Source organism: Limimaricola sp. G21655-S1 (assembly GCF_027213785.1).
Classification (GTDB): Bacteria; Pseudomonadota; Alphaproteobacteria; order Rhodobacterales; family Rhodobacteraceae; genus Limimaricola.
Map to the genome: position 1 here is coordinate 129,595 of NZ_JAPWGO010000005.1, position 26,469 is coordinate 156,063.

20 protein-coding genes and 4 pseudogenes are annotated in these 26,469 nt (G+C 67.6%); 15 read left to right on the plus strand and 9 right to left on the minus strand.

The features are described from left to right. Window positions 1-45: 45 nt before the first annotated feature. The 6 genes from O4G76_RS07410 to O4G76_RS07435 all read left to right on the plus strand — a co-directional run bounded on the left by O4G76_RS07410 (window position 46) and on the right by O4G76_RS07435 (window position 5,892). Complete coding sequence (locus O4G76_RS07410) at window positions 46-903, plus strand: ABC transporter ATP-binding protein (RefSeq protein ID WP_269396727.1); 858 nt, start codon at window positions 46-48, stop codon at window positions 901-903. Next, complete coding sequence (locus O4G76_RS07415; protein WP_269396728.1) at window positions 900-1,907, plus strand: iron ABC transporter permease; 1,008 nt, start codon at window positions 900-902, stop codon at window positions 1,905-1,907. Before O4G76_RS07410 ends, O4G76_RS07415 begins: the two co-directional genes overlap by 4 nt. Then, window positions 1,904-2,953: an iron ABC transporter permease gene (locus O4G76_RS07420; protein ID WP_269396729.1), complete on the plus strand. Its 1,050-nt coding sequence runs from the start codon at window positions 1,904-1,906 to the stop codon at window positions 2,951-2,953. The genes O4G76_RS07415 and O4G76_RS07420 overlap by 4 nt, the downstream gene beginning before the upstream one ends. 5 nt (window positions 2,954-2,958) lie before the next feature. After that, window positions 2,959-3,831 (plus strand): (2Fe-2S)-binding protein, encoded by an 873-nt coding sequence (locus tag O4G76_RS07425; RefSeq protein WP_269396730.1) that lies wholly within the window; start codon window positions 2,959-2,961, stop codon window positions 3,829-3,831. Window positions 3,832-3,947: 116 nt separating this feature from the next. Then, window positions 3,948-4,910 carry an ABC transporter substrate-binding protein gene (locus tag O4G76_RS07430; RefSeq protein ID WP_269396731.1) on the plus strand — a complete coding sequence of 321 codons (963 nt, stop codon included), beginning with the start codon at window positions 3,948-3,950 and terminating at the stop codon, window positions 4,908-4,910. 22 nt (window positions 4,911-4,932) lie between these two features. Next, window positions 4,933-5,892, plus strand: a complete 960-nt coding sequence (locus O4G76_RS07435; RefSeq protein ID WP_269396732.1) for an ABC transporter substrate-binding protein — start codon at window positions 4,933-4,935, stop codon at window positions 5,890-5,892. Between the two features lie 236 nt (window positions 5,893-6,128). Here O4G76_RS07435 and O4G76_RS07440 read toward each other — a convergent pair whose 3' ends face one another. The 7 genes from O4G76_RS07440 to O4G76_RS07470 all read right to left on the minus strand — a co-directional run bounded on the left by O4G76_RS07440 (window position 6,129) and on the right by O4G76_RS07470 (window position 14,196). Further along, window positions 6,129-7,106, minus strand: a complete 978-nt coding sequence (locus tag O4G76_RS07440) for a glycoside hydrolase family 68 protein (RefSeq protein ID WP_269396733.1) — start codon at window positions 7,104-7,106, stop codon at window positions 6,129-6,131. A gap of 134 nt (window positions 7,107-7,240) precedes the next feature. Beyond that, window positions 7,241-8,170, minus strand: a complete 930-nt coding sequence (locus tag O4G76_RS07445; RefSeq protein ID WP_269396734.1) for a Gfo/Idh/MocA family protein — start codon at window positions 8,168-8,170, stop codon at window positions 7,241-7,243. After that, window positions 8,170-9,912 carry an L-arabinonate dehydratase gene (gene araD / locus O4G76_RS07450; protein ID WP_269396735.1) on the minus strand — a complete coding sequence of 581 codons (1,743 nt, stop codon included), beginning with the start codon at window positions 9,910-9,912 and terminating at the stop codon, window positions 8,170-8,172. The genes O4G76_RS07445 and araD overlap by 1 nt, the downstream gene beginning before the upstream one ends. A gap of 135 nt (window positions 9,913-10,047) precedes the next feature. Beyond that, entirely contained in the window at window positions 10,048-10,656 is a 609-nt protein-coding gene (locus O4G76_RS07455) for a 2-dehydro-3-deoxy-6-phosphogalactonate aldolase (protein ID WP_269396736.1), read from the minus strand. Further along, window positions 10,653-11,543: a 2-dehydro-3-deoxygalactonokinase gene (locus O4G76_RS07460; protein ID WP_269396737.1), complete on the minus strand. Its 891-nt coding sequence runs from the start codon at window positions 11,541-11,543 to the stop codon at window positions 10,653-10,655. Before O4G76_RS07460 ends, O4G76_RS07455 begins: the two co-directional genes overlap by 4 nt. Before the next feature lie 63 nt (window positions 11,544-11,606). Then, complete coding sequence (locus tag O4G76_RS07465) at window positions 11,607-13,145, minus strand: tryptophan halogenase family protein (protein WP_269396738.1); 1,539 nt, start codon at window positions 13,143-13,145, stop codon at window positions 11,607-11,609. Between the two features lies 1 nt (window position 13,146). After that, entirely contained in the window at window positions 13,147-14,196 is a 1,050-nt protein-coding gene (locus tag O4G76_RS07470; RefSeq protein WP_373568018.1) for an alpha-glucosidase/alpha-galactosidase, read from the minus strand. Between the two features lie 23 nt (window positions 14,197-14,219). On the opposite strand from O4G76_RS07470, the pseudogene O4G76_RS07475 reads away from it, so the two are divergent. Beyond that, a pseudogene (locus O4G76_RS07475) lies at window positions 14,220-15,052 on the plus strand (IS3 family transposase); the annotation flags it as partial. Between the two features lie 199 nt (window positions 15,053-15,251). Here O4G76_RS07475 and O4G76_RS07480 read toward each other — a convergent pair. Continuing rightward, on the minus strand, window positions 15,252-16,544 hold the full coding sequence (locus tag O4G76_RS07480; RefSeq protein ID WP_269396739.1) for an IS110 family transposase: 1,293 nt from the start codon (window positions 16,542-16,544) through the stop codon (window positions 15,252-15,254). 127 nt (window positions 16,545-16,671) lie between these two features. Between O4G76_RS07480 and O4G76_RS07485 the strand changes: the two are divergent. The 3 pseudogenes from O4G76_RS07485 to O4G76_RS07495 all read left to right on the plus strand — a co-directional run. Beyond that, a pseudogene (locus O4G76_RS07485) lies at window positions 16,672-16,965 on the plus strand (transposase); the annotation flags it as partial. Between the two features lie 38 nt (window positions 16,966-17,003). Beyond that, window positions 17,004-17,789 (plus strand): annotated as a pseudogene (locus O4G76_RS07490) (tyrosine-type recombinase/integrase); the annotation flags it as partial. Between the two features lie 274 nt (window positions 17,790-18,063). Continuing rightward, window positions 18,064-18,372: pseudogene (locus tag O4G76_RS07495) on the plus strand (transposase); the annotation flags it as partial. Between the two features lie 147 nt (window positions 18,373-18,519). Here the strand turns inward: O4G76_RS07495 and O4G76_RS07500 are convergent. Further along, entirely contained in the window at window positions 18,520-19,146 is a 627-nt protein-coding gene (locus O4G76_RS07500) for a DUF882 domain-containing protein (RefSeq protein WP_269396740.1), read from the minus strand. 581 nt (window positions 19,147-19,727) lie between these two features. Here O4G76_RS07500 and acs point away from each other — a divergent pair. From acs to O4G76_RS07525, 5 genes are all read left to right on the plus strand, one after another. Beyond that, a complete protein-coding gene (acs, locus tag O4G76_RS07505; protein ID WP_269396790.1) occupies window positions 19,728-21,695 on the plus strand; it encodes an acetate--CoA ligase in 1,968 nt (655 codons plus the stop codon). A gap of 5 nt (window positions 21,696-21,700) precedes the next feature. Continuing rightward, window positions 21,701-22,390 (plus strand): adenylate kinase, encoded by a 690-nt coding sequence (locus O4G76_RS07510; protein ID WP_269396741.1) that lies wholly within the window; start codon window positions 21,701-21,703, stop codon window positions 22,388-22,390. A gap of 71 nt (window positions 22,391-22,461) precedes the next feature. Further along, on the plus strand, window positions 22,462-22,752 hold the full coding sequence (locus O4G76_RS07515; RefSeq protein ID WP_269396742.1) for a DUF4212 domain-containing protein: 291 nt from the start codon (window positions 22,462-22,464) through the stop codon (window positions 22,750-22,752). A 5-nt stretch (window positions 22,753-22,757) separates the two neighbouring features. Next, complete coding sequence (locus O4G76_RS07520) at window positions 22,758-24,539, plus strand: sodium:solute symporter family protein (protein WP_269396743.1); 1,782 nt, start codon at window positions 22,758-22,760, stop codon at window positions 24,537-24,539. Between the two features lie 92 nt (window positions 24,540-24,631). Next, window positions 24,632-26,458 carry a DUF294 nucleotidyltransferase-like domain-containing protein gene (locus tag O4G76_RS07525; RefSeq protein WP_269396744.1) on the plus strand — a complete coding sequence of 609 codons (1,827 nt, stop codon included), beginning with the start codon at window positions 24,632-24,634 and terminating at the stop codon, window positions 26,456-26,458. Window positions 26,459-26,469 lie beyond the last annotated feature (11 nt).

A 26,469-nucleotide genomic window follows, 5' to 3' on the forward strand; every position in this document is an offset into this window, starting at 1 on the left:
AATCCGACAGATTTGCTTAGGCATGAGTCGCAACAGGGGCAGAGCATGACCGGATACAACAATTCAGATGCTCCGGAAGAGAGCGCTGCATCTTGCCTTCGCGTGGCGGGTGTCGCGGTTGGCTATGGCGACGCGCCGATCGTCCGTGATGTTTCCCTCGATGTGCCGGATGGCGCATTGACGGTTCTCGTCGGTCCCAACGGCTCCGGAAAATCCACCCTCATGAAGGCAATGGCCCGCGTCCTGCCCGTCCGCAGCGGGGAAATCCGTCTTGATGGCCGTCCCATCGGGGCTATGCCGACGCGCGAGGTCGCCAAGCGACTTGCCCTGCTGCCACAGGGGCCGATCGCCCCCGAAGGGCTGCGCGTGCGCGAGCTGGTGGCGCAAGGGCGCTATCCGCACCAGTCGCTGTTGCGGCAATGGTCGCGGCGGGACGCCGAGGCCGTCGAGGCCGCAATGCAGGCGGCGGATGTGATCGGGTTCGCCGACCGACCGGTGTCGGAGCTCTCCGGCGGGCAGCGGCAACGCTGCTGGATCGCCATGGTGCTCGCGCAGGAGACAGACATCCTGCTCCTCGATGAGCCGACCACCTTTCTCGATCTAAAGGTTCAGGTCGACCTGATGCGTCTGTTGCGGCGGATCGCGAAGGAAGACGGGCGCACGCTGGTCGTCGTCCTGCACGAGCTCAACGTCGCTGCCGCCTTCGCCGATCATCTGATCATGATGCAGGACGGCCGCATTCTCGCCGAGGGCCACGTGGAGCGCGTCTTCACCGCCGCGAACCTGCGAGAGGTCTTCGGCCTCGAGGCGAACGTGCTGCGCGACCCCGCGAGCGGCCGGCCGGTCTGCGTGCCGGTCGTCACCCCGGACGCGGACGTCATGTCCCGGATCGCCGCGCAATGACGGCGCCTTCGTTCCGCCCGGTGCGCCGCCCCGGCTTTGCGCCTCTGCTGGCGCTGGCCGCGCTCGCCCTTGCTTTTGCGTGGCATGTCTCGGTCGGGGCCAGGACCATTCCGCTCCCGGTCGTGGCCGAGGCGCTGCTCTCCTACGACGCGTCGGTCTTCGAGCACGTGGTGATTGTCGACCTGCGCCTGCCACGCGCGCTTCTTGCGGCGATGGTCGGTGCCGCGCTCGCCGTATCCGGTGCGCTCATGCAGGGCGTGACGCGCAACCCGCTGGCCGATCCGGGCATCCTCGGGCTGCTGATCGGCGCCTCCTTCGCGGTGGTGCTTGTTGTGGGCGTGTTCGACCTTGCCGCCCCAGCGCTGATCCCGCTGGTCGCGGCCCTCGGCGCGGTCATCGCGGCCATGGCCGTCTGGGGGATCGCCGCGGCCGCGCCTGGCGGGGCGATGCCGCTCACGCTCGTTTTGTCCGGCGCGGCGGTCACGGCCTTTCTCGCCGCGCTCGTGACCATCGCGAACCTGCTCGACGAGCAGAGCTTCGAGCAGCTGCGGGTCTGGATGACCGGATCGCTCGCCGGTGCGCAGGGCGGCGTCATGCTCTGGGCCCTGCCCTGGTTCGGCGCTGGTCTCGTCGTCGCCTTCGCCATCGCGCGGCAGGTCACGGCGCTTGCCATGGGCGAGGAGACAGCCACGGGGCTGGGACTGAATGTCGGGCGGGTGAAGGCGCTCGCGCTCTTCGCCGTCGTGGCGCTGACCGCGGCCACCGTGGCCATGGCCGGACCGATGGGCTTCGTCGGCCTCGTGGTGCCGCATGTCGTGCGCCTCTTCGCCGGGCAGGATTACCGGCAGATCATGCCATGGTCGGCACTCGCGGGCGCGGGCTATCTCCTCGTCGTCGACGTGGCCGCGCGCATGGTGCTGGCCCCCGTCGAGATCTCGACCGGCCTCGTCACCGCCCTTCTTGGCGCGCCGATCTTCGTCTGGCTGGTGAGGGCACGGTTGTGAGCGCAGGACTGCTCATCCGGCTCGACGGGCCGGTCACATACGCCCTGCCGGTGCATGCCCTGACCGTGCTGGCTGTTCTGTTGGGCCTGACCTGCACCCTCGTGGTTGCCAGCCTGATGGCCGGCAGCTACCCGCTCGAGGCCACCGAGGTCGTCATGACCCTCGCCGGGCGGGCACCGTCGGATATGGCGCAGACGGTGGTCTGGCAGTTCCGCTTCCCGCGCGCCCTCGCCGCGCTTGCCGCCGGTGCACTGCTGGCGCTGTCGGGCGCGACGCTCCAGAACGTCACGCGCAACCCGCTGGCCGACCCGTCGCTGGTCGGGGTGAGCCAAGGCGCGGGCCTTGCCGTCGTCGCGGCGATGGTGGCCTGGCCCGAACTGCCCCAAGCAATGCGACCCGTGCTTGCCTTCGGGGGCGCCCTCGCAGTGGCCGCGCTGATCCAGGGCATCGCGATGCGCAGATCGGGCGGGGCGACGATGCGCTTCATCCTGACCGGCATCGGCGTCGCGGCCTTCGTCTCCGCGCTGACCTCGGCCTTCCTGACCTATGGGCAGATCGACCGCGCGCTCTCGGCGCTTGGCTGGCTGGCGGGCTCGGTCCATGCGGCGGGCTGGGGCGAGGTGGCGGTCCTGGGCGGCGCTTTACTTTGCCTCGCCCCGGCCCTCGTTATGGCCTCGCGGCCGATGGCGGCAATGCGCATGGGGCCGGAGATGGCGGTGGGGCTCGGGCTGCGGGTCGGCCGGACCCGCATGGCGCTAATCACCCTGTCCGTGGCGCTCGCCGCGGCGGCGGTGGCGATGGTCGGACCGATCGGTTTCGTCGGCCTCGTCGCGCCGCATCTGGCCCACCGGCTGGCGCGTTGCGGTGTGGGACTCCACCTCGCCCTCTCGGCGGCGACCGGCGCGCTTCTCGTGGGCGCGGCGGATCTGGCCGGCCGCCTTGCCTTCGCACCGGTCCAGATCCCGGCGGGGCTGGTGACGGCACTTATCGGCGCGCCGCTCTTCGTATGGCTCCTTCTTCGCACTCAGGCGAGGGCCAGCCTGTGACGAGGATGATACGACAAAGCCGGGCACCGTTCCCGACCGACGGCGCCGCGTTACGGAATGATGCCGTCGGTGCCGATTTCGCGGCGGCCGCCGCGCAACTGCCTCGGCTGCGCGACGCCTTCTCGGCGCGGCTGCACGCGGGTCCTGCCCCCGAAGAGGTGCTTCGCCTCGATACGCCAGGGGCCGAGCTGCTCGAAGCATGGCTTGGCGCAGAGGCACAGGCGCAGCCGGGCGCCGACGACAAGCTCGCCGCCGCCTACCTGCTGGGCCGGACCGCCTTCGCCGTCAGCGAGGTGCTCGCGGCCTTGGCGCTGAAGGGGCTGCGACCCGCGCGTCTCGCCCCAAATACCGTCGCGCTGACCGCACGCCGCGCCCTATGGCACCTCGACGGGGAAAGTGGCGAGGGCCGCGCCTATGACGTCGTGCTTTCTGAAGCGGACCTCATGCCGTGCAGCGCGCCCGCCGCAATGCTAGGCGCCGCGCTACCCGAGCTGTTCGCGCCGCTCGTCAGCTCTCTCGTTGATCGCTCGGGCCTGTCAAAGGGCGCGCTGTGGCGGCTCGTCGGCGATGCCCTGTCAGGCGCGCTCCTGATGCAGGGCAAGCATGTGGGTCGAGAGGAGGAGGCCATGGAAATGGCCTACGCGGTTCTGCGCGATCGCGAGAGCCCACTCCATTCCCGCCAGACCGGCTTTTTCCGGATCGATCTGCCCGAGCGGCCGGACATCGCCGAATGGTTCCGTGCGCGGGGCGGCTGCTGCCGCTACTACACGACCGAGGGTGGCGCATATTGTTCGACCTGCGTCCTGCGCGACCCCGAGAGCCGCGGGGTGCTGCTGCGCGCCCATCTGCGCCGCAAGCATGGGCTGGAGGAGGCGTGACGAGTCCCCTCCCCGACCGAGCGCGTGGCCCTCGCGGTCCGCTCACCCGCCCGCACCTGCCATCGCAGCCGCCCCCGCGGGCTGCGACATCCCATTTCGCAAAACCGGAGAAGACCATGCTGCGCCTGACCACGGCCATCTCGACCATCATCATCGGCCTCACGGGGCCTGCATTCGCACAGGACTACCCCGTGACCTTCGAGCACAAGTTCGGGACCACGGTGATTGAAGAGGCGCCCGAGCGCGTTGCCTCGCTCGACTATGCCGGAGCCGACGATCTGCTCGCCCTCGACGTGCAGCCCGTGACCATCCGTCACTGGTATGGCGATTACCCCCGCTCGGTCTGGCCCTGGGCCGAGCCCCTGCTCGAGGGAACCCCGACGATCCTGCGCGGCCAGATCGATTTCGAGGCGGTTGCCGCCGCTGAGCCAGAGGTGATCGTCGCCCTGTGGTCCGGCATCACCGCCGAAGAATACGAACGCCTGAGCTTGATCGCGCCGGTGGTGGCGGTCCCCGAGGGCGTCGGTGACTACGCCCTGCCCTGGGACGAGCGCGCGCGCCTGACCGGCCGGGCCGTCGGACGCGAGGCGGAAGCCGAAGAGCGGATAGAAGCGGTCGAGGCCGAGCTTCAGTCAGCGGCCGATGCCCATCCGGACTGGACCGGCAAGACCGCCGCCGTTGCCTATATGTGGAACGGCGACCTGGGCGCCTACACGTCGAACGATGTCCGCCCGCAGCTGCTTACAGAGCTGGGCTTCAAGACGCCGCAAGCGATCGACGATCTGATCGTCGGCAATGAATTCGCGGTCAACTTCTCGCCCGAGGATCTCTCGCCGATCGATACAGATCTTCTCGTCTGGCTCCCGGAGGAAGAGAACAGACAGCCGATCCTCGACCTGCCCGCACGCAAGTTCCTCGATGTCGCCCAGGAAGGGAGCGAGATCTTTCTCGACGAGGAGCTGGTCGGCGCGTTCTCGCATGCCTCTCTCCTGTCGATCCCCTATGCGGTGGAGCGCCTCGTCCCGTTGATCGAGACCGCTCTCGACGGCGATCCCGCGACGACCGCTGATGCGAACTGAGCGAGAGAGGAGGAGAGGTCTCATGAAGCATCTCGCCACCATGGCCCTGATCGCGGTCGCCGCGCCCGCGGCCGGGCAGGAGGTCCGCACTGTCGTCGACGGCACCGGGGTCGAGGTCACCCTGCCCGCCAACCCGCAGCGGATCGTCTCGCTGCATGACACCTCGCTGACGGTCGCGCTTCTCGAACTGGGGATCGAGCCGATTGGCTCGCACGGACGGACCCGGGCGGACGGCACGCCCTATATCCGCTCCTCCGCCACGGCCACGGGGATGGATTTCGCCAATTCCGACATCGCGTTCATGGGCAACTTGCCAGCCGATGTGGAGCGCGTCGCCGCGGTCGACCCCGATCTGATCGTGACGACGAACTGGCAGACGGCCGATCCGGACAAGCTGCGCCGGATCGCGCCGACCTATGTCTTCGACATCGCGACGACGAGTGATTTCGACGTCTACGCCGAGCTGGCGGAGATCACCGGGCGCGGCGACCGCCTTGCCGCGCTCGAAGCACGCTATGAGGCGCAGCTCGATCTGATCCGCAGCCAAGTCGACACGGAGAAGCTGCGCGTCTCGGTCATTCAAGGGCATGACGGCGAGCTGCTGGTGTGGAACACCTATGGCACGCTCGGCAAGGTACTGCGCGATGCGGGCTTCTCGTTTCCAGAGATCGTCGATGCTATCGAGGGCAACGAGCGTCAAACGTTCTCGGCCGAGATGCTGCCGCGCTTCGACGCGGACATGACCTTCGTCACCTATCGCGCCGACCGCGGCGAAACGGCGGCCGATGCCAAGGCCGCCCTGGACAGCGTCCTGCCCTCCTGGTGCGACGCGCTGCATGCCTGCCGCGAAAATCAGGTCGTCTACCTGCCGCGCTCGCTGGCGTCGACCTCGACCTACGACGCGGCCAGCACCCTCGCTTATACCGTCCTGAGCCATATGGGCGGGCGCGAACTGGTGCGGATGCCGGATCGATCCCGGTGAGGAAGGAAGACGCCACTCGGGGAGCGGACGTCGCAGCATGAAGAAGCGGCGCCGCCCCGAGCAAGGGCGGCATCGAGGCTCGACTACCTCAACCTTGGCCATGCTGGGCATGATCCGCACAGCATGGCTCTGTCCGCTTCAGTTCCTATCTGATAACCCGTCTTATCGGACATGACTGTGCCGCGCTGGATCTACTCCCAAATTATCTCGCGTCGGCTTGGCATTTGTAGTTCGCTTTACCCGGCTTTGCCGATACGAAGCTGCCCGTCGCCATCGATCTCGAGCGGCACGGGGTCCATCACGTAGCCGCCGAAAGCCTCCTTGCCGCCGTCTCGGAAGCCCATCAGCACGGGGCCCGTTTCGGTCATCAGCACCCTGGCCGCGTAGCGATAGCAGGGCAGATCGCCGTCGAGAAAGCCCGGCGCCACCCGCCATGGCCCGCGCGGGCCGTCGCCGACGAGGTAGTGGTTGCCGGTGACCGGCGGCACGCCTGCCTTGGCCTTGCGCTCCTCGGACCAGTGGATGTCGGCGGTGCAGAACAGGCAGTACCAGCGCCCCTTGATCTCGAAGGCCTGCGGCACTTCGAGTTGGCCGTAATCGCCGACGAAGACCGGGGGCTGGAGGGTCCACTCATAGAGATCGGACGAGGTCGCGAAACCGATGGCGCCGCCGGCATTGGCCTCCGCGATGCCCGGCGCGCGGGCGGTGAAATACATGAGGTAGCCGTCGCCATCGGGGTCCTTCATCACGAAGGGATCGCGCATCGCCCGGTCGGGCCAGAAGCCCACCTGCATCTCGGCCTCGTAATGGACGGCGTTCGGCCCCTTCAGATCGAGGCACAGCCCCGAGCCGACGCGCTCCCACGAATGCATGTCGGTCGAGGTGGCGTGGCCGATACGCTGGTAGAGCCCGCTCTCAGCGGAGCCGCCACCGGTGTAGAACAGGTGCCAGACCCCGTCGGGGCCCTCGATCACCGATCCGGTCCAAGTCGTGGTGTCGTCCCAGGCGGGCTTCGGCGCGGGCCTCAGGCAGGTGCCCTTGTGCTCCCAGTTCACCAGATCGTCGGAGACGGCGTGGCCCTGGCTCACGTTGAAGTGGCGCAGATCCGGGTCGCCCAGCGACTTGTCGGCTTGCAGGAAGTAGCCGTGCCAGCGCTGCCCGTCATGGGCGTACCAGCTGTCCCAGATCCATTTGTCGTCGAGCGAAAGCGGCATGTGTTGTTCCCCGTTGAAATCGTGCGTTGGCCCGGCCGTGAAAGGTGCGCGAAGCTTTGCTGTTTTATGGCGTTTGAAGGGAGTGGAATCGGCTGTCCGTTCCCCCGGTCACGCGCACTTACTCTTGATCCTATTCAGAAATTGAACGGCGCGACGGTCACCCGCCGCCCGAGCGTCATGGCATCGGCGACATGGATCATCGGCGCGAGATCGACATCGCTCTCGCCCTTCGCCACCAGCTCGGCCATCCGGGCATAGAGCGCGGGGTATTCGCCGGGATGTTCCGGCAATGGCGCCGGTGTCCCGTCGATCTCGAGCCGCGCCCCGCCGTCGCGCAGGGCGATCGCGCCCTGGTTGGTCTCGATCTCGATGTCCCAGCTCTGCGGGCCTTCCTGCCGCCAGTCGAAGACGGCGCTGACATCCCCGGTGAAATCGAGCCGGGCCGCGATCGGCGTGTGGCGGTTCTCGGGGAGCTCCAGCTCGGCGGCGACGAGATGCACCGCTTCGGGCAGGATCTCGGTCAGGATCGACAGCGCGTTGATGCCCGGATCCATCACCCCCATGCCGCCGGGCTCGAATACCCAGTCCTGGCCCGGATGCCATTTGCGGACATCCTCCTTCCAGGTGATGCGCACGCGCTGCACCACCCGCTCGACCAGCCGCGATTTCGCCGCCGCGACGCCCGCCGCCATGCGGCTGTGCCAGCTGGCATAGAGCGTGACGCCCTGTGTCGCGGCGAGGCGCTGCAGCGCCAGCACCTCGGCCAGCGTCTGGCCGGGCGGCTTTTCGAGCATCACGTGCCGCCGTGCCAGCAGCGCCTTCTTGGCATAGTTGAAGCGCGGCTGCGGCGGCAGGCAGAGCGAGATCACCTCGATCTCGGGACGCGCCGCGAGGAAGGCGTCGAAGTCGCGATGCGCCTCGACCCCTTCGACCGTGCCGGACCGGCTCACCGTCGCGGCGAGCTCCCAGTCGGGGCTTGCCTGCAGGGCCAGCACGTGCTGGTCGCGGGCGATCTTGCCGATGCCGACGAGGGCGATCTTGCGGGGGCTGGTGCCGTGGGCCATCAATGGCTCTCCTTGCCGACCGCGTTGCCGCGACAGCCGACCAGGAAGTCGAAATCGGCGCCGGTTTCCGGCCCCATCACCCGCTCGTGGTAGAGGCTGGCATAGCCCGAGGCGGGGGCCTTCACCTGCGGCGTCCATGCGGCGAGACGCGCCGCCAGCTCCTCGTCCGAGATGTCGAGATGGATGCGCCGCGCGGCGACGTCGAGCTCGATCATGTCGCCCGAGCGCACCACCGCCAGCGGTCCGCCGCGCGCCGCTTCGGGCGAGGTGTGCAGCACCACCGTGCCATAGGCGGTGCCGGACATCCGCGCGTCCGAGATCCGCACCATGTCGGTAATGCCCTTGCGCAGCACCTTGGGCGGCAGCCCCATGTTTCCGACCTCGGCCATGCCCGGATAGCCGCGCGGGCCGCAATTCTTGAGCACCATCACGCAGCTCTCGTCGATGTCGAGATCCTCGTCGTTGATCCGCGCCTTGTAGTCGTCGATATCCTCGAACACGACCGCCCTGCCCCGGTGCCGCATCAGCGACGGCGTGGCGGCCGAGGGCTTCAGCACCGCGCCCAACGGCGCGAGGTTGCCCTTCAGCACCGCGATGCCCCCGGATTTCGCGAGCGCCTTCTCCACCGGCAGGATCACGTCCTCGTTCCAGTTGCGCACCTCGCGCACCTCGTCCCAGATCGTGCCGCCCGACACGGTCAGCGCGTCGCGATGCAGAAGCCCCGCCTCGCCCAGACGCTTGATCACCACCGGCAGGCCGCCGGCGTAGAAGAACTCCTCCATCAAGTGCTTGCCCGAGGGCATCAGGTTCACCACCGTCGGCACGTCGCGGCCGCAACGGTCCCAATCCTCGAGCGTCAGGTCGATCCCGACCCGCCCGGCGATGGCGAGCAGGTGGATCACCGCGTTGGTCGAGCCGCCGATCGCCGCGTTGGTGCGGATCGCGTTCTCGAAGGCCCGCTTGGTCATGATGTCGGAGGGCTTGAGGTCGTCCTTGACCATGTCGACGATGCGCCGCCCCGTCAGATGCGCCATGACGCGACGGCGCGCATCCACCGCCGGGATCGCGGCGTTGCCCGACAGCGCCATGCCGAGCGCCTCGGCCATCGAGGCCATGGTCGAGGCCGTGCCCATGGTGTTGCACGAGCCGGGCGAGCGGCTCATCGAGGCCTCGGCCTCGACGAACTCGGCCTCGGTCATCTCGCCGGCGCGCACCGCCTCGGAGAACCGCCACAGATGCGTGCCCGAGCCGACCTTCTCGCCCCGGAAATGGCCGTTGAGCATCGGCCCGCCCGAGACGAGGATCGCCGGAAGGTCGACCGAGGCCGCGCCCATCAGCAGCGCCGGCGTGGTCTTGTCGCAACCCGCGAGAAGCACCACGCCGTCCATGCATTTGCCGCGGATCGCCTCCTCGACATCCATGGCGCAGAGGTTGCGATACATCATCGCCGTAGGGCGCAGGGTGGACTCGGACGGGCTGAACACCGGGAACTCGACCGGCAGTCCCCCCGCCTCGTAGACGCCGAACTTCACCCGCTCCGCGAGATCGCGCAGATGCGCGTTGCAGGGTGTCAGCTCCGACCAGGTGTTGCAGATGCCGATCACCGGGCGGCCGTCGAACAGGTCGGCGGGCAGGCCCTGGTTCTTCATCCAGCTACGGTGATAGATCGCGTCCTTGGACGAGCCGCCGAACCATTCCTGCGAACGCAGTTTCCGGGGCCAGGGGGCGGGGGTGAAGCTCATGGGGGGCCTTTCAGAGCGGGGTGACGCGCGCCATGCCCGCATCGGGGGCCTGCGCGAGCGGATTGATGAGCGGCAGGCCGAATGGCGCGGCCTCGATCTCGAACACGTCACTGGTCAATTGGCAGGCTCGGCAAGTCATGAAGCGTAAGCCTCGTCATAGGCGGCGACGATGTCGTGGGCGCGGGTGGCAAGGTCCTCGATCGGAACACCGGGCGTGTAGAGCGCGGTGCCGATGCCGAAGCCATGGGCTCCAGCTTGGCGCCATTCGGCGAAGTTCGACGGCCCGGCACCGCCCACGGCGTAGATCCGCGCCTCCTTCGGATAGACCGCGCGCATTGCCTTCAGCCCATCGGGACCGATCAGGCTGGCGGGAAACAGCTTCAATCCGGTGGCCCCGGCGGCCAGCGCGGCGAAGCCCTCGGTCGGAGTCATCACCCCCGGCCAGCTTTGCATGTCGCGCTTCACCGTAGCGCGGATCACCTCCGGGTCCATGTTCGGCGAGACGATCAGCGTGCCGCCGGCCGCGCGGACCTCGGCCACTTGCGCGGTCGTCAGCACAGTGCCGGCACCGATCATCGCGCGGTCGCCACAGGCCTCAACCATGGTACGGATGCTGTCGAACGGGCGCGGCGAATTCAGCGGCACCTCGATCTCCGTGATCCCGGCGGCGATCAGCGTCTCGGCGACCGGGACCGCTTCGTCCGGGGTCACGCCGCGCAGGATCGCAATCAGGGTGCGTGTCATGAGGTAATCCCTTGTTTCCAAGCAGCGGTAAGGCCGGCGAGGGTGACCGCGGTGGCGTCGGCCTGCGTGGCGGGAGCGGCCTGGGCCGCAAGCGCGCGAATATAGAGCTCGGCCAGGTCACCGGCGCCGATCACGCCGATCTGCTGACCCAGCCAGTAGGGCTTGGCGGCAGCGAGTTCCGCCCCGATCAGCAGCCCCGAAAGCCGGGCACGGGCGATGCCTGACCCTTGCCCGTGCAGCAGGTCGGCGGCGCGGATCGAGAACAGGGAAGCCGCCAGTCGTTCGGGGCGCGAGAGCGTCTCGCTCACCGCGCCGGCGAACGCCTCCTCGTCCCAGGCCGTCCCCTGAAACGAGTGCCGCAAGACGGTGTGGGCTGAGAGCGCGGCGAACAGCTCACCGGTCATGAAGCTGCGGAAGCTGACCACTTCGCCGGCGCTGACCTGGGCCCATTTCGAATGACTGCCAGGCAGGCAGAGCACGCCGCTCCAGTTCGGATTCAGCGCAAGGAAGCCGGCGATCTGGGTCTCTTCGCCGCGCATCACGTCGGCTGGTTCGGCCTGCGACAGGCCCGGGATGATCGACACATCGAATTCGCCCGGCACTTGGGTCAGCTGCGGCGCAAGCGGCGCGCACGGGACCGCCGAATAGGCCGCCTCGACCCAGCCCTGCCGCGCGCCGACCATGCCGCAGGCAATCATCGGCACCGGGCCACGGTCCAGCCAGTCGCCGCACATCTCGCGCAGCGCCGGTTCGAACTGGTCGGGCGACAGCGTGCCCATGCCCTTGGCCGAGCCGCGCTCTTCCAGCACCGCGCCCGAGCCGCTCATCGCCCAGCCTCGCAAATGCGTCGTGCCCCAGTCGAGGGCAATCCAGTCGGGTGTCGTCATCGCATGATCCTTGATCGCCGCGCACGGATTGCCGGCCGCTGTCGGCCGGGCCGCGACGATGTCTCAGTGTTGCAGTTGCTCCGCATCGGCCTTTGAACCGAGCGGTTCCAGAAGATCCAGCCATTCCCGATGCCCCAGACAGCGTTGGGAGGCTTTGCGGTATTCGTCGATGAGTTCCCCATGCAGTGTCGCTGTAGCCCGTCGCTCTGCGGGTCGTAAGCCGAGCGCCTGCTTCTCGGCCCCGCGGTCGAGAAGCCCGAGACCCGCCAGCACCGGTCGCCAGAGCTGCTCCTCGACATGGGGCAACCGCATCGGGAAAGGTGCAAAATCCGATCTCTCGGGCATCCGGTTTGCCCAATCGGCAAGGCGATCGGTCAGGGCCGCAGGGTGGCTGCCGGCCACGTCGCGCCAGAAGCCGGTGTCACGTCGCTCCGAGAGGTAATGCGCGCGGATGAAATCTCGAAAATCGTCAACCTGCCGCGCATGCGCGGCGTTGTAGCGCGCGCGGCCTTCCGGATCGTCGAGCCAACCCGCGAGCAGCAACAGCTGGACGATGGTGCCATGGATCGAGGTCGCCTCGAGCGGCTCGAGAAAGGACGAGGCGAGCCCGAGTGCGACGGTGTTGCCGAGCCAGGGTGCCCGCAGTCGCCCGGCCCGGATCGGGATGTCGGCGCGCGGTTCGATCGGATGACCGAGCGCGGCTTCGATCTCGGCTTGTGCCTGATCTGGCGTTGTATGGAGGTCGGAATAGACATAGCCGCACCCCATTCGGTCACGGGTGGGGATTTGCCACATCCAGCCTGCGCCTTGCGCCCATGCCAGAGTGAATGGCGCGATCTCGGTGTCTGGGTCATGATTGAGCCAGAACGGCATTGCGCGGTTGACCGGCAGCACGTCGCCGTAATCCATCCACTGGGCTCCGAGCGACCCGATCAGTGTCCGGCGGAACCCGGTGCAGTCGAGAAACAGGTCGGCCTCGATGCGTCGTCCATCCTCGAGCGCCAGCATGGTGATGCCAGCCGGGCCGGTCTGGACCCCTGTGACCTGCGCATTGATCCGCGTGACGCCGCGCGCCTTGCTGCGTAGCCACATCCCCGCACGGGCCTGGTCAAAGTGATAGGCATGGTGAAACGGTCCGGCGGGCACCAGCCGGTCTCCGATCCTTGCCACCGGGGCACGCCCTGCATCCATCAGCGCCTGAAACAGGTGCGCCTCTGTCAGGGGGCGCCCCGACGCCAACGCATACTGCGCCAGCGGCACGCCCGGGGCCACGAGGTGCGGATCGTCGATCGGACCGTCATAGTGATGGCCGATCCGCCGCCAGTCGCGATGGCGGATGCCGTATTTCACCGTGGCCCCGGTGGCCGCCATGAACTCGGCCTCGTCGAGGCCGAGATGCTTGAGCATTTGCCGGAACACCGCAGTGGTGCCCTCGCCGACCCCGATCGTCGGGATCTTCGACGTCTCCACCACGGTGACCGTTCCCACCTGTCCGCCGCCCCCCTGCCCGGCCCGCAGTTGCGCATCGCGCAGGATCAGCGCCGCGAGCCAGCCCGCGGTGCCGCCGCCGACGATGACGATCCGACCGGACAGGAGGCTCATGTCACGACGCCTTGCGCCGCTCGACCCGCGCGAACTCGGGCAGCCAGTCGCCATGCGCTTCGAGAAGCGCATCGGTCACCGCCCAGATCTGGTCGAGATCGAGCTCGGCCGCGGTATGCGGGTCGAGCATGGCGGCGTGGTAGATGTGCTCAGGGCTCTGCTCCATCAGCGCCGCGACGGTCAGCTCCTGCACGTTGATATTGGTGCGCATCAGGGCGATCAGCTGCGGCGGGATGTCGGTGACCACCGTGGGCTGAAGCCCGTTGGCGTCGACCAGCACCGGCACCTCGACGGCGCAGCCCTCGGGCAGCTGCGGGATGAAGCCCTGATTGCGGATGTTGCCGTAGATCACGCTGGGCTGGCCCATGACCACCGAGTTGATGATCTCGCTGGCGTATTCATGGCTCGGCTTCACCGTGATGCTTTCGGCCTCGCGGTATTTCGCCGCCTGCCGCTCCCAGGCCTCGACCTGCTCGACGCAGCGCTTGGGGTATTCGTCGAGCGGAATGCCGAACTTTTCGATCAGGTCGGGACGGTCGCGCTTGATGAAGTAGGGCAGGTATTCGGCGTGGTGCTCCGAGCTTTCGGTGACGAAGTAGCCCAAACGCGACATCATCTCGTAGCGCACCTTGTTGGGACAACGCGGCGAATGCGAGAAGTGCGGGAAGCGGCCCTCGGCATAGCCCTGCTTCAGCGCCGGGTAGAGGTCGCGGAAGCTGCCATCGGGCTGGCGATGCTCGAAGTTCAGGAAATAGGCCATGTGGTTGATGCCGGCCGAACGGTAGCGGATCTCGTCAACAGGGATGTCGAGATCCTTGGCCAGCTCCTTCGCGGTGCCCTGCACCGAGTGGCACAGGCCCACCTGCCGGAGTTGCGGATACTTCGCGCCGATCGCCCAGGTATTGATCGCCATCGGGTTGACGTATTGCAGCATGATCGCCTGCGGGCAGACTTCAAGCATGTCCTCGCAGATCGACCACAGATGCGGCACGGTCCTGAGCCCGCGTGTTCTGCCCCCAATGGAGTGCTCCGCCCACTGAGATAGATTTATCTCGTTAGGAGGAGGACGAAGCGATGGGTGGAAAGCGCGAAAAGCCCGAGGACGTCGTGCTGAAGCTGCGGCAGATCGAGGTGCTGCACGGGCAAGGCATGCCGGTCGCCGATGCGGTGCGCCAAGTCGGCATCACGCAGCAGAGCTACTACAGATGGCGCCGGCAATACGGCGGCATGAGCCGGAGCCAGCTGAAGCGGCTGAAGGAGCTCGAGAAGGAGAACCAGCGGCTGCGGCGGGCGGTCTCCGATCTGACACTCGACAAGCTCATCCTGGCCGAGGCGGCGCGGGGAAACTTCTGAGCCCCTCGCGCCGACGCCAGTGCATCGACCATGTGCGGCAGGCGCTTGGCGTGTCCGAGCGCCGCGCCTGCCGCACGCTGGGCCAGCACCGCTCCACGCAGAGAAAGGTGCCACGCGGCCGACCGGACGAAGCGCGCCTGACGGCGGACATCATCGAGTTGGCGCGCCAGTATGGCCGCTACGGATACCGTCCCATCACGGCGCTGCTGAAGCAGTCCGGCTGGCAGGTGAACCTCAAGCGGGTCGAGCGCATCTGGAAACGCGAGGGGCTGAAAGTCCCCCAGAAGCAGAAGAAACGAAGCCGGCTCTGGCTGAACGACGGCTCATGCGTGCGCCTGCGACCGGAGCGGCCGAACCATGTGTGGTCCTACGACTTCGTCCAGGACCGGACGCATGACGGCCGAGCTTACCGCATCCTCAATATCATCGATGAGTTCACGAAGGAGGCGCTAATGATCCGTGTCGATCGGAAGCTCAACTCCACCGACGTGGTGGACGCTTTGACGGACCTGTTCATCCTGCGCGGGCCGCCTGAGTTCATCCGTTCCGACAACGTCCTATGAAGGGAGGCTGTGCGGGTTTCAGGCCGCAATTGTTGGTCACCGGCGCGTGCCGATGATGGATGAATGCTGAGCCAGGCGGCTTCCACCGTCAAGGCAGAGGTCTCTGCCATAGCAAACACAGGGTCCAGTCGTTGGCCCTCACCGTCCTGAAGACGAGATCCCAAACCCAGGCGGAAGACCCGAACATTATCTACGAGGTCGCTGTTGCGCCTCCACGGCCCTGACAGAGAGGGGTCCTTCCGCCTGGGACCGCCCCCTCGAAGAAGGGGCGGTAGTCTGAGCCGCGTTTGACGATGGCATGCGCGGTGCGTGCCATCTTCGCAGCTATGGCTGTGAGCGCCTTGCGACGTCGATCCGGGCTGGACCGATCGGCCTCGACATAGCGCTCGAACTTGTCCCGGAAGCTGTTGTCCCGCTGCCGGATTGCGATCTGGCCGGCCATCCAGAAGGTCCGGCGCAGCCGGGCGTTGCCGAACTTGGAGAGCTTGGTGCGGCCTCGAAAGGTGCCGGACTGATGGGTGGACAGATCCAGGCCGCAGAACTTCAGGAACTGGCGATGATGTCGGAAGCGGCGCAGATCGCCGGCCTCGGCCAGCACGGTCAGCGCGTTGATCGGGCCGATGCCGGGAATGGTCATGAGCCGTTGGTAGTCGGCATGCCCGGACAGCCGCTCGACGGCGAGCCGTTCGATCCGGTCGCGCTGGCGGATCAGGCTGCGGCCTTCTGCCAGCACCATTCGGAACATGGCCACGGCGTCGGAGCTGGGGTCGACCGGCAGGCCCACAGAGCTGTGGGCTGTCTCGTAAACATCTGAGAGCAAACGCTGCTTCGAGATCTTCCGGCCGATGACATCCCAGGCGGCCGCGATGAACTCTTCCTTCGTCAGGCGTTGGATCGTGGAGGGCGTCGGGAAGGCTTCGAGAAAGGCGAGAAACCAGTCGCTGCGGGCATTCCCGCGAAACCGCTCGGCCTCGGGAAAGTAGAGCGGCAGGTAATGGGTCAGCAACCGATGCCACAGCTCGGTCTTCGCGCGGGAGACCATGTCGTGGGTCTTCGACAGTTCCTGGATGTCGTTGATGCCGTGAGCGAGCGGATCGTGGAAGATCTGGCAGGCCCCGATCCGCAGCATGTGCAGGATCACCTGCGCATCGCGCGGGTCATTCTTGTCCCAGCCGTTGTTGAGCGCTTCGCGGGTCCGAGCCAGCGACATCGAGGAGATGAGGCGCAGGTCGAACCCTTCCGCCAGGAGCCGGTGTGCAAGGGCACGGTGGTAATTGCCCGTCGCTTCGAACCCGACCACGATCGGGGCCTCGAAGGCGGCCAGAACAGCAACCAGCCGGTCATGCTCCGGGCGCGTATTGAGAACCGTTAGGCGCCGCCGCCGCGTCCGACCGGGCACTTCGATCAGGACCTCATGGCGGTGCTTCGAGATGTCGATGGCGACAAGGACGGCGTCGGTTGGCATAGACTGGAGCGTGGTCATGGTCGGCCTCCTCTTCGGTGGGTGGTGTGCAACACCACCGTAAGAGACCTGAGACCCGGCCATGGCCACCTGCTGCGCGACATGAGGGCTTCGCAGGCGCCCATGGCCTCCCTTCCATAGGTGCTATGGCCCCGAATTCGTGGCCACGAAGGTCCGCGACTGGATCGAAACTGTCGGCGCCAAGACCGCCTTCATCGAACCGGGATCGCCCTGGGAGAACGGCTACTGCGAGAGTTTCAATGCCCGCTTCCGCAACGAGCTGCTCGACGGGGAAATCTTCTACACGCTGCGCGAGGCGCAGATCCTGATCGAGCAATGGCGAAAGCACTACAACACGGTTCGGCCTCACAGCTCATTGGGCTATCGCCCTCCAGCGCCGGAAAGCATTGTGCCCGTCGACCGGAGGCCGACCATGCACTAACAATTAACTTGGAGCACTCAGTTGGGGCAGCTCACGCGAGCAAGGCCCGCGCGCTGTCAGTCGCCTCGATCGAGCGGCGGCTGACCGGGCTGTCCTGGGGCTACGGGCAGCGCGGGATGCAGCTCGACCGCCGGGACCGGCATATCGCCTCCGTCCTCGCCGGCATTCGACGCCGTCATGCCCGGCCGCCAGTGCAGAAGGCCGCGATCGGGCCCGACGATCTGCGCGCCATGCTCGCCACCCTCGGCCACGACCTGCGCGGCCTGCGCGACCGGGCGATGCTGCTGGTCGGCTTCGCCGGGGCGCTGCGCCGCTCGGAGCTGGTCGGGCTCGATCGGGCCAAGGACGACACCATCGACGGCAGCGGCTGGGTCGAGATCCTCGAGGCCGGTGTGCTGGTCACGCTGCGCGGCAAGACCGGCTGGCGCGTGATCGAGATCGCACGGGGCTCCAGCGCCGCGACCTGCCCGGTGCAGGCGCTGGAGCGCTGGCTGGCCTTCGCGAAGATCGACTTCGGCCCGCTGTTCACGGCCGTCAGCCGGGACGGGAGCCGCGCGCTGGACCGTCGCCTGAACGACCGCCACGTCGCCCGGCTGGTGCAGCGCACGGCCCTCGCGACCGGGCTGCGGCCCGAGTTGCCGGAGGCCGAGCGCCGGGCGTTGTTCGCGGGGCATTCGCTACGCGCAGGCCTCGCGACATCGGCCGAGATCGATGAGCGCCACGTCCAGAAGCAGCTCGGCCATGCCTCGGCCGAAATGACCCGTCGATATCAGCGGAATCGGGATCGGTTCCGGGTGAACCTCACTAAGGCTGCGGGTTTATAGGATCCAGATGCCTTTAGGCGCCCTGTCTCCAGAAACCTTCAATAACTTCCATAGTTCTGAATGGGGTTACTGGAGGGCGCCGCTCCTGCCGACCTTCAAGCAATGCCACTCCTCCACAAACGGCCGTGTTGGTGTTGCGTCGTGGAGTGCACCGTCCATAGGAGATGGCCGTTTGGTCTGAGGCCACTTTTGCCCCCCGTCAGCGCCTCTGGGACATCTAGGCTGATTTTGTAACGGAGGGTTTCTGGCTCATCGTAACCACCGAGGAGTGGAGATGAGACAGAAACCCGGAACAGCCAGACCGAGGGCGGACTCGCTGGTGAAGGGCATCCGTCGGCGCACGCGGAAGCACCATTCAGCCGAGGAGAAGATCCGCATCGTCCTGGATGGGCTGCGTGGCGAGGACAGTATTGCCGAGCTCTGCCGGCGCGAGGGGATCGCCACGAGCCTCTATTACAGCTGGTCGAAGGAGTTCCTCGAGGCCGGCAAGAAGCGGCTCGCGGGCGACACGGCCCGCCAGGCCACCAGCCCCAAGGTCAGGGAGCTGCGGCCCGAGGCCTCGGCGCTGAAGGAGGCGGTGGCGACGGCAATTCCTCACGCTCAAGGGCCGGATACGAAAAACACCCGTTCAGCTTTCGGAATGCCTCTTAGCCACGGCCCGCATCGACATCGAGGCTGCGGCCGTTTTAACTCCTATTTTCGCATACAGTAGCGCGGAACGACCGCGAATTCAGCCGCGCCAAGTCCGGATCGGCCCCGAGTCGATATGGGTGAAGTCCGAGCCGTGGTAGCGCCCCACGCCACCGACCTGCAGCCATTCGGCGATGTTCGCCACCTCTTCCGTCGGAATGCCCGCGAACTGGATGTCCGCGGCCCGCCGCTTCATGTGATAGCTGTTGGAGGAGGCGCCGCCCCCCCGGCTTTGCAGGAGCCGCGTGGTCTGCGGCGTGCGGAAACCCGAGAGCAGGGTGATCTGGCCCGAATGCCCCTGCCGCCGCACCGCATCCGAGAGCGCCGCCAGGCCCCAGTAGATCCTCGGGTCGATGCTCGGGGCCTCCCCGTCGCGCCAGTCCCGGAACAGCCAGTCCAGCCGGCGCAGGGCGCGCCGATCGGTGCGGCCGTTCTTCATGAACCGCAGGGCCGTCCGCTCCCCGGTATGCGCATTCGTGATGTCGAGGTAACTGTCCCCCTTGGGAAACACGAAATCCAGCCGGGAGCCGGAACGCGTGGGCGGGGGGAGCTTCTCGTAGCCGCGGGCGGCACAGCCTGACAGGAGCGGCGTGGCAAGGCCCGCCCCAAGAGCGCAGACAAGCTTGCGCCGTGTGACGCGGCCCGCGGGCGGGCTTACTGTGTGCATGGTTCCTCATCACTGCTCGGCCCCGTTTCCCGGGGTCTCGAAGGCGACGCTGTCGAGAGCGCCTCCCATATGCGAAGCATGCGACAGGCCATGACGCCGAGCAAGACCGATTTGGGGAAGTCGGGCCGAGACGATGCCGGATCGCAGCGGCGGCCGCGTCACCGGGGCGGGACATCGCCCGGACATTTCGTCGTTCGAGCGGGTGGCCCGTCCGATCGGCGATTTTTTTTGCGGGCCCGGCGCCGGGGAAACCGATCGTGACGGCGCTATCCACCGGCCTTGAAGGCTCCGAAGCAGGGGCCCCGACAGCGTGACCCCATTCAACTGAGCCGCGAAATATCAGCCCGACCGGCCGTTTGCCCGATCATGTCATCCTTCGTTGTCAACGAAATTTACTATGCTCGAAGGGGTATGTAAAATCTTTGACTAAATCCCGCGACTTCTCTCCAGGTTGTGTGACTTCTAACGGGAAATCCGTAATCCAGAGATCGAGGAGATGTGCGCTGGGACGTTTTGGCCAATCGGCCAGCCGGTCTTGGAGGAGACCCGCAGCGCACCCGAACCGGAGGAAAAAGCTCGTGATGAATATCGAAGCCAAGCCCGGCACCGCGGCGCATGCGCCCGCGCAAGACATGGCGGCCCGCGCGCATATCGACGCCGAGACCTATGAGCGGATGTATCGCGAAAGCATCACGGATATCGATGGTTTCTGGGGCGAGCAGGGCAAGCGCCTTGACTGGATCAAGCCCTATGAAGCGGTCAAGAACACGGATTTCACCCTCGGCAAGGTCTCGATCGAGTGGTTCCGGGACGGGACCCTGAACGTCGCGCAGAACTGCATCGATCGGCACCTCGCGACCCGCGCCGACCAGACCGCGATCATCTGGGAGCCCGACGATCCGGCCGATCCGGCCAAGCACATCACCTACCGCGATCTGCACCGCGAGGTCAGCCGCCTCGCCAACGTGCTCGAAAGCCTCGGCGTGGCCAGGGGCGACCGGGTTGTCATCTATCTGCCGATGATCCCCGAGGCCGCCTATGCAATGCTGGCCTGCGCCCGGATCGGCGCGATACACTCCGTCGTCTTCGCGGGCTTCTCCCCCGATGCGCTGGGGGCGCGGATCAACGGTTGCGACGCCAAGCTCGTGATCACCGCCGACGAGGCGCCGCGCGGCGGCCGCAAGACGGCGCTCAAGACCAACACCGATCAGGCGCTGCTGCACTGCAACGAGGGCGTGAAGTGCCTGATGGTGCGTCGCACCGGCGCCCAGACCGCTTGGGTCGAGGGCCGCGACTTCGACTACGGCGCGCTGATGGCCGAGGCCGAGGAGCATTCCGAGCCCGCCGAGATGAACGCGGAGGACCCGCTCTTCATCCTCTACACCTCGGGCTCCACCGGCCAGCCCAAGGGGGTGGTGCACAGCTCCGGCGGCTACCTCGTCTACGCGGCGATGACCCACCAGATCACCTTCGACTACCATGACGGCGACGTATTCTGGTGCAGCGCCGATGTCGGCTGGGTCACCGGGCACAGCTACATCGTCTACGGGCCGCTCGCGAACGGCGCGACCACGCTGATGTTCGAGGGCGTGCCGACCTGGCCGGATGCCTCGCGCTTCTGGGAGGTCTGCGAGAAGCACAAGGTGAACCAGTTCTACACCGCCCCCACCGCGATCCGGGCCCTGATGGGGCACGGCGCGGCACCGGTCGAAAAGCATGACCTGAGCGCGCTGCGCCTGCTGGGCACGGTGGGCGAGCCGATCAACCCCGAGGCCTGGAACTGGTACAACGAGGTGGTCGGCAAAGGCCGCTGCCCGATCGTCGACACCTGGTGGCAGACCGAGACCGGCGGCCATCTCATCACGCCGCTGCCCGGCGCGACCGCGCTGAAACCCGGCTCGGCCACCAAGCCGTTCTTCGGCGTGCAGCCGGTGGTGCTCGACCCGCAATCGGGCGCCGTGATCGACGAGACCGAGGCCGAGGGCGTGCTCGCCATCGCCGACAGCTGGCCCGGGCAGATGCGCACCATCTGGGGCGATCACGACCGGTTCGAGCAGACCTATTTCTCGCAATATCCGGGCTACTACTTCTCCGGCGACGGCTGCCGCCGCGACGCCGATGGCGACTACTGGATCACCGGCCGCGTCGACGACGTGATCAACGTCTCGGGTCACCGCATGGGCACCGCCGAGGTCGAAAGCGCGCTGGTGGCCCATGCCAAGGTCGCCGAGGCGGCGGTCGTCGGCTACCCGCACGAGATCAAGGGGCAAGGCATCTACTGCTACGTCACGCTGATGAACGGGGTCGAGCCGTCGGAGGAGCTCCGCCGCGAGCTGCGCCAGTGGGTCCGGCAAGAAATCGGCCCGATCGCCAGCCCCGACCTGATCCAGTGGGCGCCGGGCCTGCCCAAGACCCGCTCGGGCAAGATCATGCGCCGCATCCTGCGCAAGATCGCCGAGAACGATTACGGCAGCCTCGGCGACACATCGACGCTCGCCGACCCCTCCGTGGTGGACGAGTTGATCGACAACCGCATGAACCGGGGGTGAGGCCGATGGACGGCAGGAACACCCCGGCGCAAGCGCCCGCCTTCATCCTCCTCGGCCCCCCGGGGGCCGGGAAGGGCACGCAGGCGCGCAGGCTCGAAGAGCGCTTCGGCCTCGTCCAGCTGTCCACCGGCGACCTGCTGCGCGCCGCCGTGGCCGAGGGCAGCGAGGCCGGGGCCCGGGCGAAAGAGGTGATGGAAGCGGGCGGGCTCGTCTCCGACGAGATCGTCATCGCCATCCTCGACGACCGCCTCGACCGGCCCGATACCGCCCAGGGCGTCATCCTCGACGGCTTTCCGCGCACCACGGCGCAGGCCGAGGCGCTCGACGGGCTGCTGGCCCGCCGGGGGCAGTCGGTCTCGGCGGTGATCAGCCTCGAGGTCGATGACGCGGCGATGGTCGAGCGGATCTCGGGCCGCTACACCTGCGCCACCTGCGGCGAAGGCTGGCACGACAGCTTCAAGCGCCCGGCCACCCCCGGTGTCTGCGACGCCTGCGGCGGCACCGCCTTCAAGCGGCGCGCCGACGACACCGCCGAAACGGTGGCCTCGCGGCTCGCCGCCTACCACGCCGAGACCGCGCCGCTGATCGACCATTACCGCGCCCGCGGCACGCTGGAGCGCGTGCCCGCGATGGGCGCGATCGACGACGTCGCCCAGGCCCTGTCGGAGATCGTCCGGCGACACGAGACGGCCTGAGCGACGACCAAGACCGGCGGCCGGAGGAACGCGTGAGGGCCGCCATCCACGCAACGACGGGAGGAGCCCGCATGTCGGATCACACGACACATCATCCACCAACGACGATGACCAAGGATGACAAGGCCTACTGGTCCGCGAATGTGCGGATCATCACCATCTGCCTCGTCATCTGGGCCACCGTTTCATTCGGCTTCGGCATCATCCTGCGGCCGCTGATCAGCTGGATCGGCGTCGGCGGCACCGATCTGGGCTTCTGGTTCGCGCAGCAGGGGTCGATCCTCGTCTTCCTGGCGCTGATCTTCTTCTATGCCTGGCGGATGAACCGGCTCGACCGGCAATACGGCGTCGAGGAGGAATAAGCGCCATGGACCAGTTCACCCTCAACCTGATCTTCGTCGGCGCCTCCTTCGCGCTCTATATCGGCATCGCGATCTGGGCCCGCGCCGGCTCGACCTCCGAGTTCTACGCCGCCGGGCGTGGCGTCCATCCCGTGACCAACGGCATGGCCACCGCGGCCGACTGGATGTCGGCGGCCTCCTTCATCTCGATGGCCGGTCTGATCGCCTTCACCGGCTACGACAACTCCACCTATCTGATGGGCTGGACCGGCGGCTACGTGCTGCTGGCGCTGCTGCTCGCGCCCTATCTGCGCAAGTTCGGCAAGTTCACCGTGCCCGAATTCATCGGTGACCGGTTCTACAGCCCGACCGCGCGGCTCGTGGCGGTGATCAGCCTGCTGGTGGCCTCGCTCACCTACGTGATCGGCCAGATGACCGGCGTCGGCGTGGCCTTCGGCCGCTTCCTCGAGGTCGACAACACCACCGGCCTGCTGATCGGCGCCGTCGTCGTCTTCGCCTATGCGGTGTTCGGCGGCATGAAGGGCGTCACCTACACCCAGGTCGCGCAGTACTGCGTGCTGATCGCCGCCTACACGATCCCGGCGGTCTTCATCTCGCTGCAGCTCACCGGCAACCCGATCCCGGCGCTCGGCCTCTTCGCCGAAACCGGCTCCGGCGAGCCGCTGCTGCAGACCCTCGACCAGATCGTCACCGATCTCGGCTTCAAGGCCTATACCGAGCATCACGGCGACACCTTCAACATGCTGCTCTTCACGCTCAGCCTGATGATCGGCACCGCCGGCCTGCCGCATGTGATCATGCGCTTCTTCACCGTGCCCAAGGTGTCCGACGCGCGCTGGTCGGCGGGCTGGACGCTGGTGTTCATCGCGCTGCTCTACCTGACGGCCCCCGCCGTGGGCGCGATGGCGCGGCTCAACATCACCCAGCAGTTCTGGCCGCAGGGCACCGACGCCGAGGCGGTCTCGGTCGAGACGATCGAGAGCGACCCGGCCTACGACTGGATGGCGACCTGGCAGCAGACCGGCCTTCTGGGCTGGGAGGACAAGAATGGCGACGGAAGGATCCAGTACTACAACGACGCCGCGCCCGAGATGCAGGACCGCGCCGCCGCTGCCGGCTGGGAAGGCAACGAGCTCGTCAACTTCAACAACGACATCCTCGTTCTCGCCAACCCCGAGATCGCCAACCTGCCGGGCTGGGTGATCGGCCTCGTCGCCGCCGGCGGTCTCGCCGCCGCGCTGTCGACCGCCGCCGGCCTGCTGCTCGCCATCTCCTCGGCGGTGAGCCACGACCTCGTGAAGGGCCGCATCGCGCCCAACATCTCCGAGAAGGGCGAGCTTCTGTCGGCGCGGGTCGCGATGGCCGCCGCCATCGCCGTGGCGACCTATCTCGGGATCAACCCGCCGGGCTTCGCCGCGCAGACCGTGGCGCTCGCCTTCGGCCTCGCCGCCGCGTCGATCTTCCCGGCGCTGATGATGGGCATCTTCTCCAAGCGGGTGAACAACACCGGCGCCGTGGCGGGGATGCTGGTGGGCCTCTGCGTGACGGTGGTCTACATCTTCCTGCACAAGGGCTGGTTCTTCGTGCCGGGCACCAACTCCTTCGACGATGCGGACCCGCTCCTGTTCACCGTGAAGTCGACCTCCTTCGGCGCGGTCGGCGCGGCGCTGAACTTCGCCACGGCAATTCTGGTCAGCCGGGCGACGCAGGAACCGCCGCAGGAGATCCAGGAGCTCGTCGAAAGCGTCCGCATTCCGCGCGGCGCCGGGGCGGCCACTGCCCACTGAGCCTCGGCGAGAGGCGGCGCCATCCGCCGCCCCTTGCGACCCCAGCGTCCCGCGCCCACCATGGCGCGGGACGACACCGATCGGAGCTTCCGATGTCCCAGCCCCTCGACGATTTCTTCGCGCGCCAGCCCCCTTGGGACCGGCTGCCCGACGCGACGCGCCGCCGGATCGCCGGCGCCGCCCGACCGATCGAGGCCGCCGAGGGCGAGATCCTCACGCAGGTCGGCACGCCGCAGCCCGGCCTCTTCGTGATCCGCGCCGGCGCCGTCACCACGACCGATGCGCGCGGCGCCGTCGTCTCGCGTCTCGGCCCCGGCAACAGCTTCGGCGAACGCGCGCTGCAGCGCGGCGGCACCGCGCTGGTCACCGCCCGCGCCGATACCGTCAGCGAGCTGCTGCTGCTGTCCCCCGACCTCTTCGCCGAATTGATGCGCGAGCACGACCTCGTGCGCCGCTTCTTCGACCGCTCCAACCCGCTCGGCGATCGCCCCCGCACCCGCGCCGAGGAGCTCACCTCCACCCGCGTCGCCGACCTCATGGCGACCGATCCGGTGACTTGCGCCCCCGGCGCGAGCCTGCTCGATGCCGCCCGCCTGATGCGCGATCACCGCATTTCCTCTCTCTGCGTGACCGAGGATGGCCGCCTGCGTGGCATTCTCACACTGCGCGACATGGTGAACAAGGCGATGGCCGCGCCGCTGCCGCCCGACACCCCGGTGGCGCGGGTGATGACCGAGGCGCCGATCACCTTGCCCTCGGCGGCCATCGGCTCCGACGTGCTGCACCGGATGATGGAGCGCCATCTCGGCCACCTGCCGATCGTCGATGACGGGCGGCTGGTGGGCATGGTCACCCAGACCGACCTCACCCGGTTCCTCGCCTCGACCTCCGCCGGCCTCGTGGGCGACATGGCCCGGGCCGGCTCGCCGGAAGAACTGGCCCGCGTCACCGCCCGGATCCCCGAACTGCTGGTCCAGCTCACCGCCGCCGGCAACCGCCACGAGGTCGTCACCCGGCTCGTCACCGACATGGCCGACGGCGCGACGCGGCGCCTGATCCGCCTCTACGAGAAGGCGCAAGGCGCGGCGCCCGTCCCCTTCGCCTGGGTCGCCTGCGGCAGCCAGGGGCGGCAGGAGCAGACCGGCATCTCGGATCAGGACAACGCGCTGATCATCTCCGACGCGGCGACGGAGGAGGACATGGAATGGTTCGCCGGCCTCGCCCGCTTCGTCTCGGACGGGCTCGACGCCGCCGGCTATTTCTTCTGCCCCGGCGACATGATGGCGACCAATCCGCGCTGGCGGCAGCGCGCCTCGGTCTGGGCGGGCTATTTCCGCGACTGGATCGCCCGGCCATCGAAAGAGGCGCAGATGCTCGCCTCGGTCATTTTCGACCTGCGGGTGATCGCGGGCGAAGAGGGTCTCTTCGCACCGCTCCACCATGACACGCTGCGCGCGGCGAGCGGAAACTCGATCTTCACCGCCCACATGGCCTCGAACGCCCTCGGCCACGTGCCGCCGCTGGGCCTGCTGCGCGGCTTCGCGACGCTGCGCTCGGGGGAGCACCGCAACCATATCGACCTCAAGCTGAACGGCGTCGTGCCGGTCGTGGACCTCGCCCGGATGTACGCCCTCGAGGGGCGGCTGCTGCCCGCGAACACCCGCGCCCGGATCGAGGCGGCGGGCGAGGCCGGCGTCATCAGCCTTCATGGCGCGCGCGATCTGCTCAACGCCTACGACGTGATCGCCCAGACCCGGATCGAGCATCAGACCCGCCAGATCCGGCGCAACGAGGCGCCGGACAACTTCATGCAGCCGAGGGAGCTTTCGGATTTCGAACGCTCCCACCTGCGCGATGCCTTCGTGGTCGTGAAGACGATGCAGGCCGCGATGATGCAGGGACGGCGTCTATTGGGATAGCCCCGCGCCAC

What these genes read in the sequence shown, in the direction of transcription:
- O4G76_RS07410 (WP_269396727.1), top strand. Translation starts at nt 46, where the DNA reads ATGACCGGATACAACAATTCAGATGCTCCGGAAGAGAGCGCTGCATCT.
- O4G76_RS07415 (WP_269396728.1), top strand. Translation starts at nt 900, where the DNA reads ATGACGGCGCCTTCGTTCCGCCCGGTGCGCCGCCCCGGCTTTGCGCCT.
- O4G76_RS07425 (WP_269396730.1), top strand. Translation starts at nt 2,959, where the DNA reads ATGATACGACAAAGCCGGGCACCGTTCCCGACCGACGGCGCCGCGTTA.
- O4G76_RS07430 (WP_269396731.1), top strand. Translation starts at nt 3,948, where the DNA reads ATGCTGCGCCTGACCACGGCCATCTCGACCATCATCATCGGCCTCACG.
- O4G76_RS07435 (WP_269396732.1), top strand. Translation starts at nt 4,933, where the DNA reads ATGAAGCATCTCGCCACCATGGCCCTGATCGCGGTCGCCGCGCCCGCG.
- O4G76_RS07440 (WP_269396733.1), bottom strand. Translation starts at nt 7,106, where the DNA reads ATGCCGCTTTCGCTCGACGACAAATGGATCTGGGACAGCTGGTACGCC.
- O4G76_RS07445 (WP_269396734.1), bottom strand. Translation starts at nt 8,170, where the DNA reads ATGGCCCACGGCACCAGCCCCCGCAAGATCGCCCTCGTCGGCATCGGC.
- araD (WP_269396735.1), bottom strand. Translation starts at nt 9,912, where the DNA reads ATGAGCTTCACCCCCGCCCCCTGGCCCCGGAAACTGCGTTCGCAGGAA.
- O4G76_RS07455 (WP_269396736.1), bottom strand. Translation starts at nt 10,656, where the DNA reads ATGACACGCACCCTGATTGCGATCCTGCGCGGCGTGACCCCGGACGAA.
- O4G76_RS07460 (WP_269396737.1), bottom strand. Translation starts at nt 11,543, where the DNA reads ATGACGACACCCGACTGGATTGCCCTCGACTGGGGCACGACGCATTTG.
- O4G76_RS07465 (WP_269396738.1), bottom strand. Translation starts at nt 13,145, where the DNA reads ATGAGCCTCCTGTCCGGTCGGATCGTCATCGTCGGCGGCGGCACCGCG.
- O4G76_RS07480 (WP_269396739.1), bottom strand. Translation starts at nt 16,544, where the DNA reads ATGACCACGCTCCAGTCTATGCCAACCGACGCCGTCCTTGTCGCCATC.
- O4G76_RS07500 (WP_269396740.1), bottom strand. Translation starts at nt 19,146, where the DNA reads ATGCACACAGTAAGCCCGCCCGCGGGCCGCGTCACACGGCGCAAGCTT.
- acs (WP_269396790.1), top strand. Translation starts at nt 19,728, where the DNA reads ATGAATATCGAAGCCAAGCCCGGCACCGCGGCGCATGCGCCCGCGCAA.
- O4G76_RS07510 (WP_269396741.1), top strand. Translation starts at nt 21,701, where the DNA reads ATGGACGGCAGGAACACCCCGGCGCAAGCGCCCGCCTTCATCCTCCTC.
- O4G76_RS07515 (WP_269396742.1), top strand. Translation starts at nt 22,462, where the DNA reads ATGTCGGATCACACGACACATCATCCACCAACGACGATGACCAAGGAT.
- O4G76_RS07520 (WP_269396743.1), top strand. Translation starts at nt 22,758, where the DNA reads ATGGACCAGTTCACCCTCAACCTGATCTTCGTCGGCGCCTCCTTCGCG.
- O4G76_RS07525 (WP_269396744.1), top strand. Translation starts at nt 24,632, where the DNA reads ATGTCCCAGCCCCTCGACGATTTCTTCGCGCGCCAGCCCCCTTGGGAC.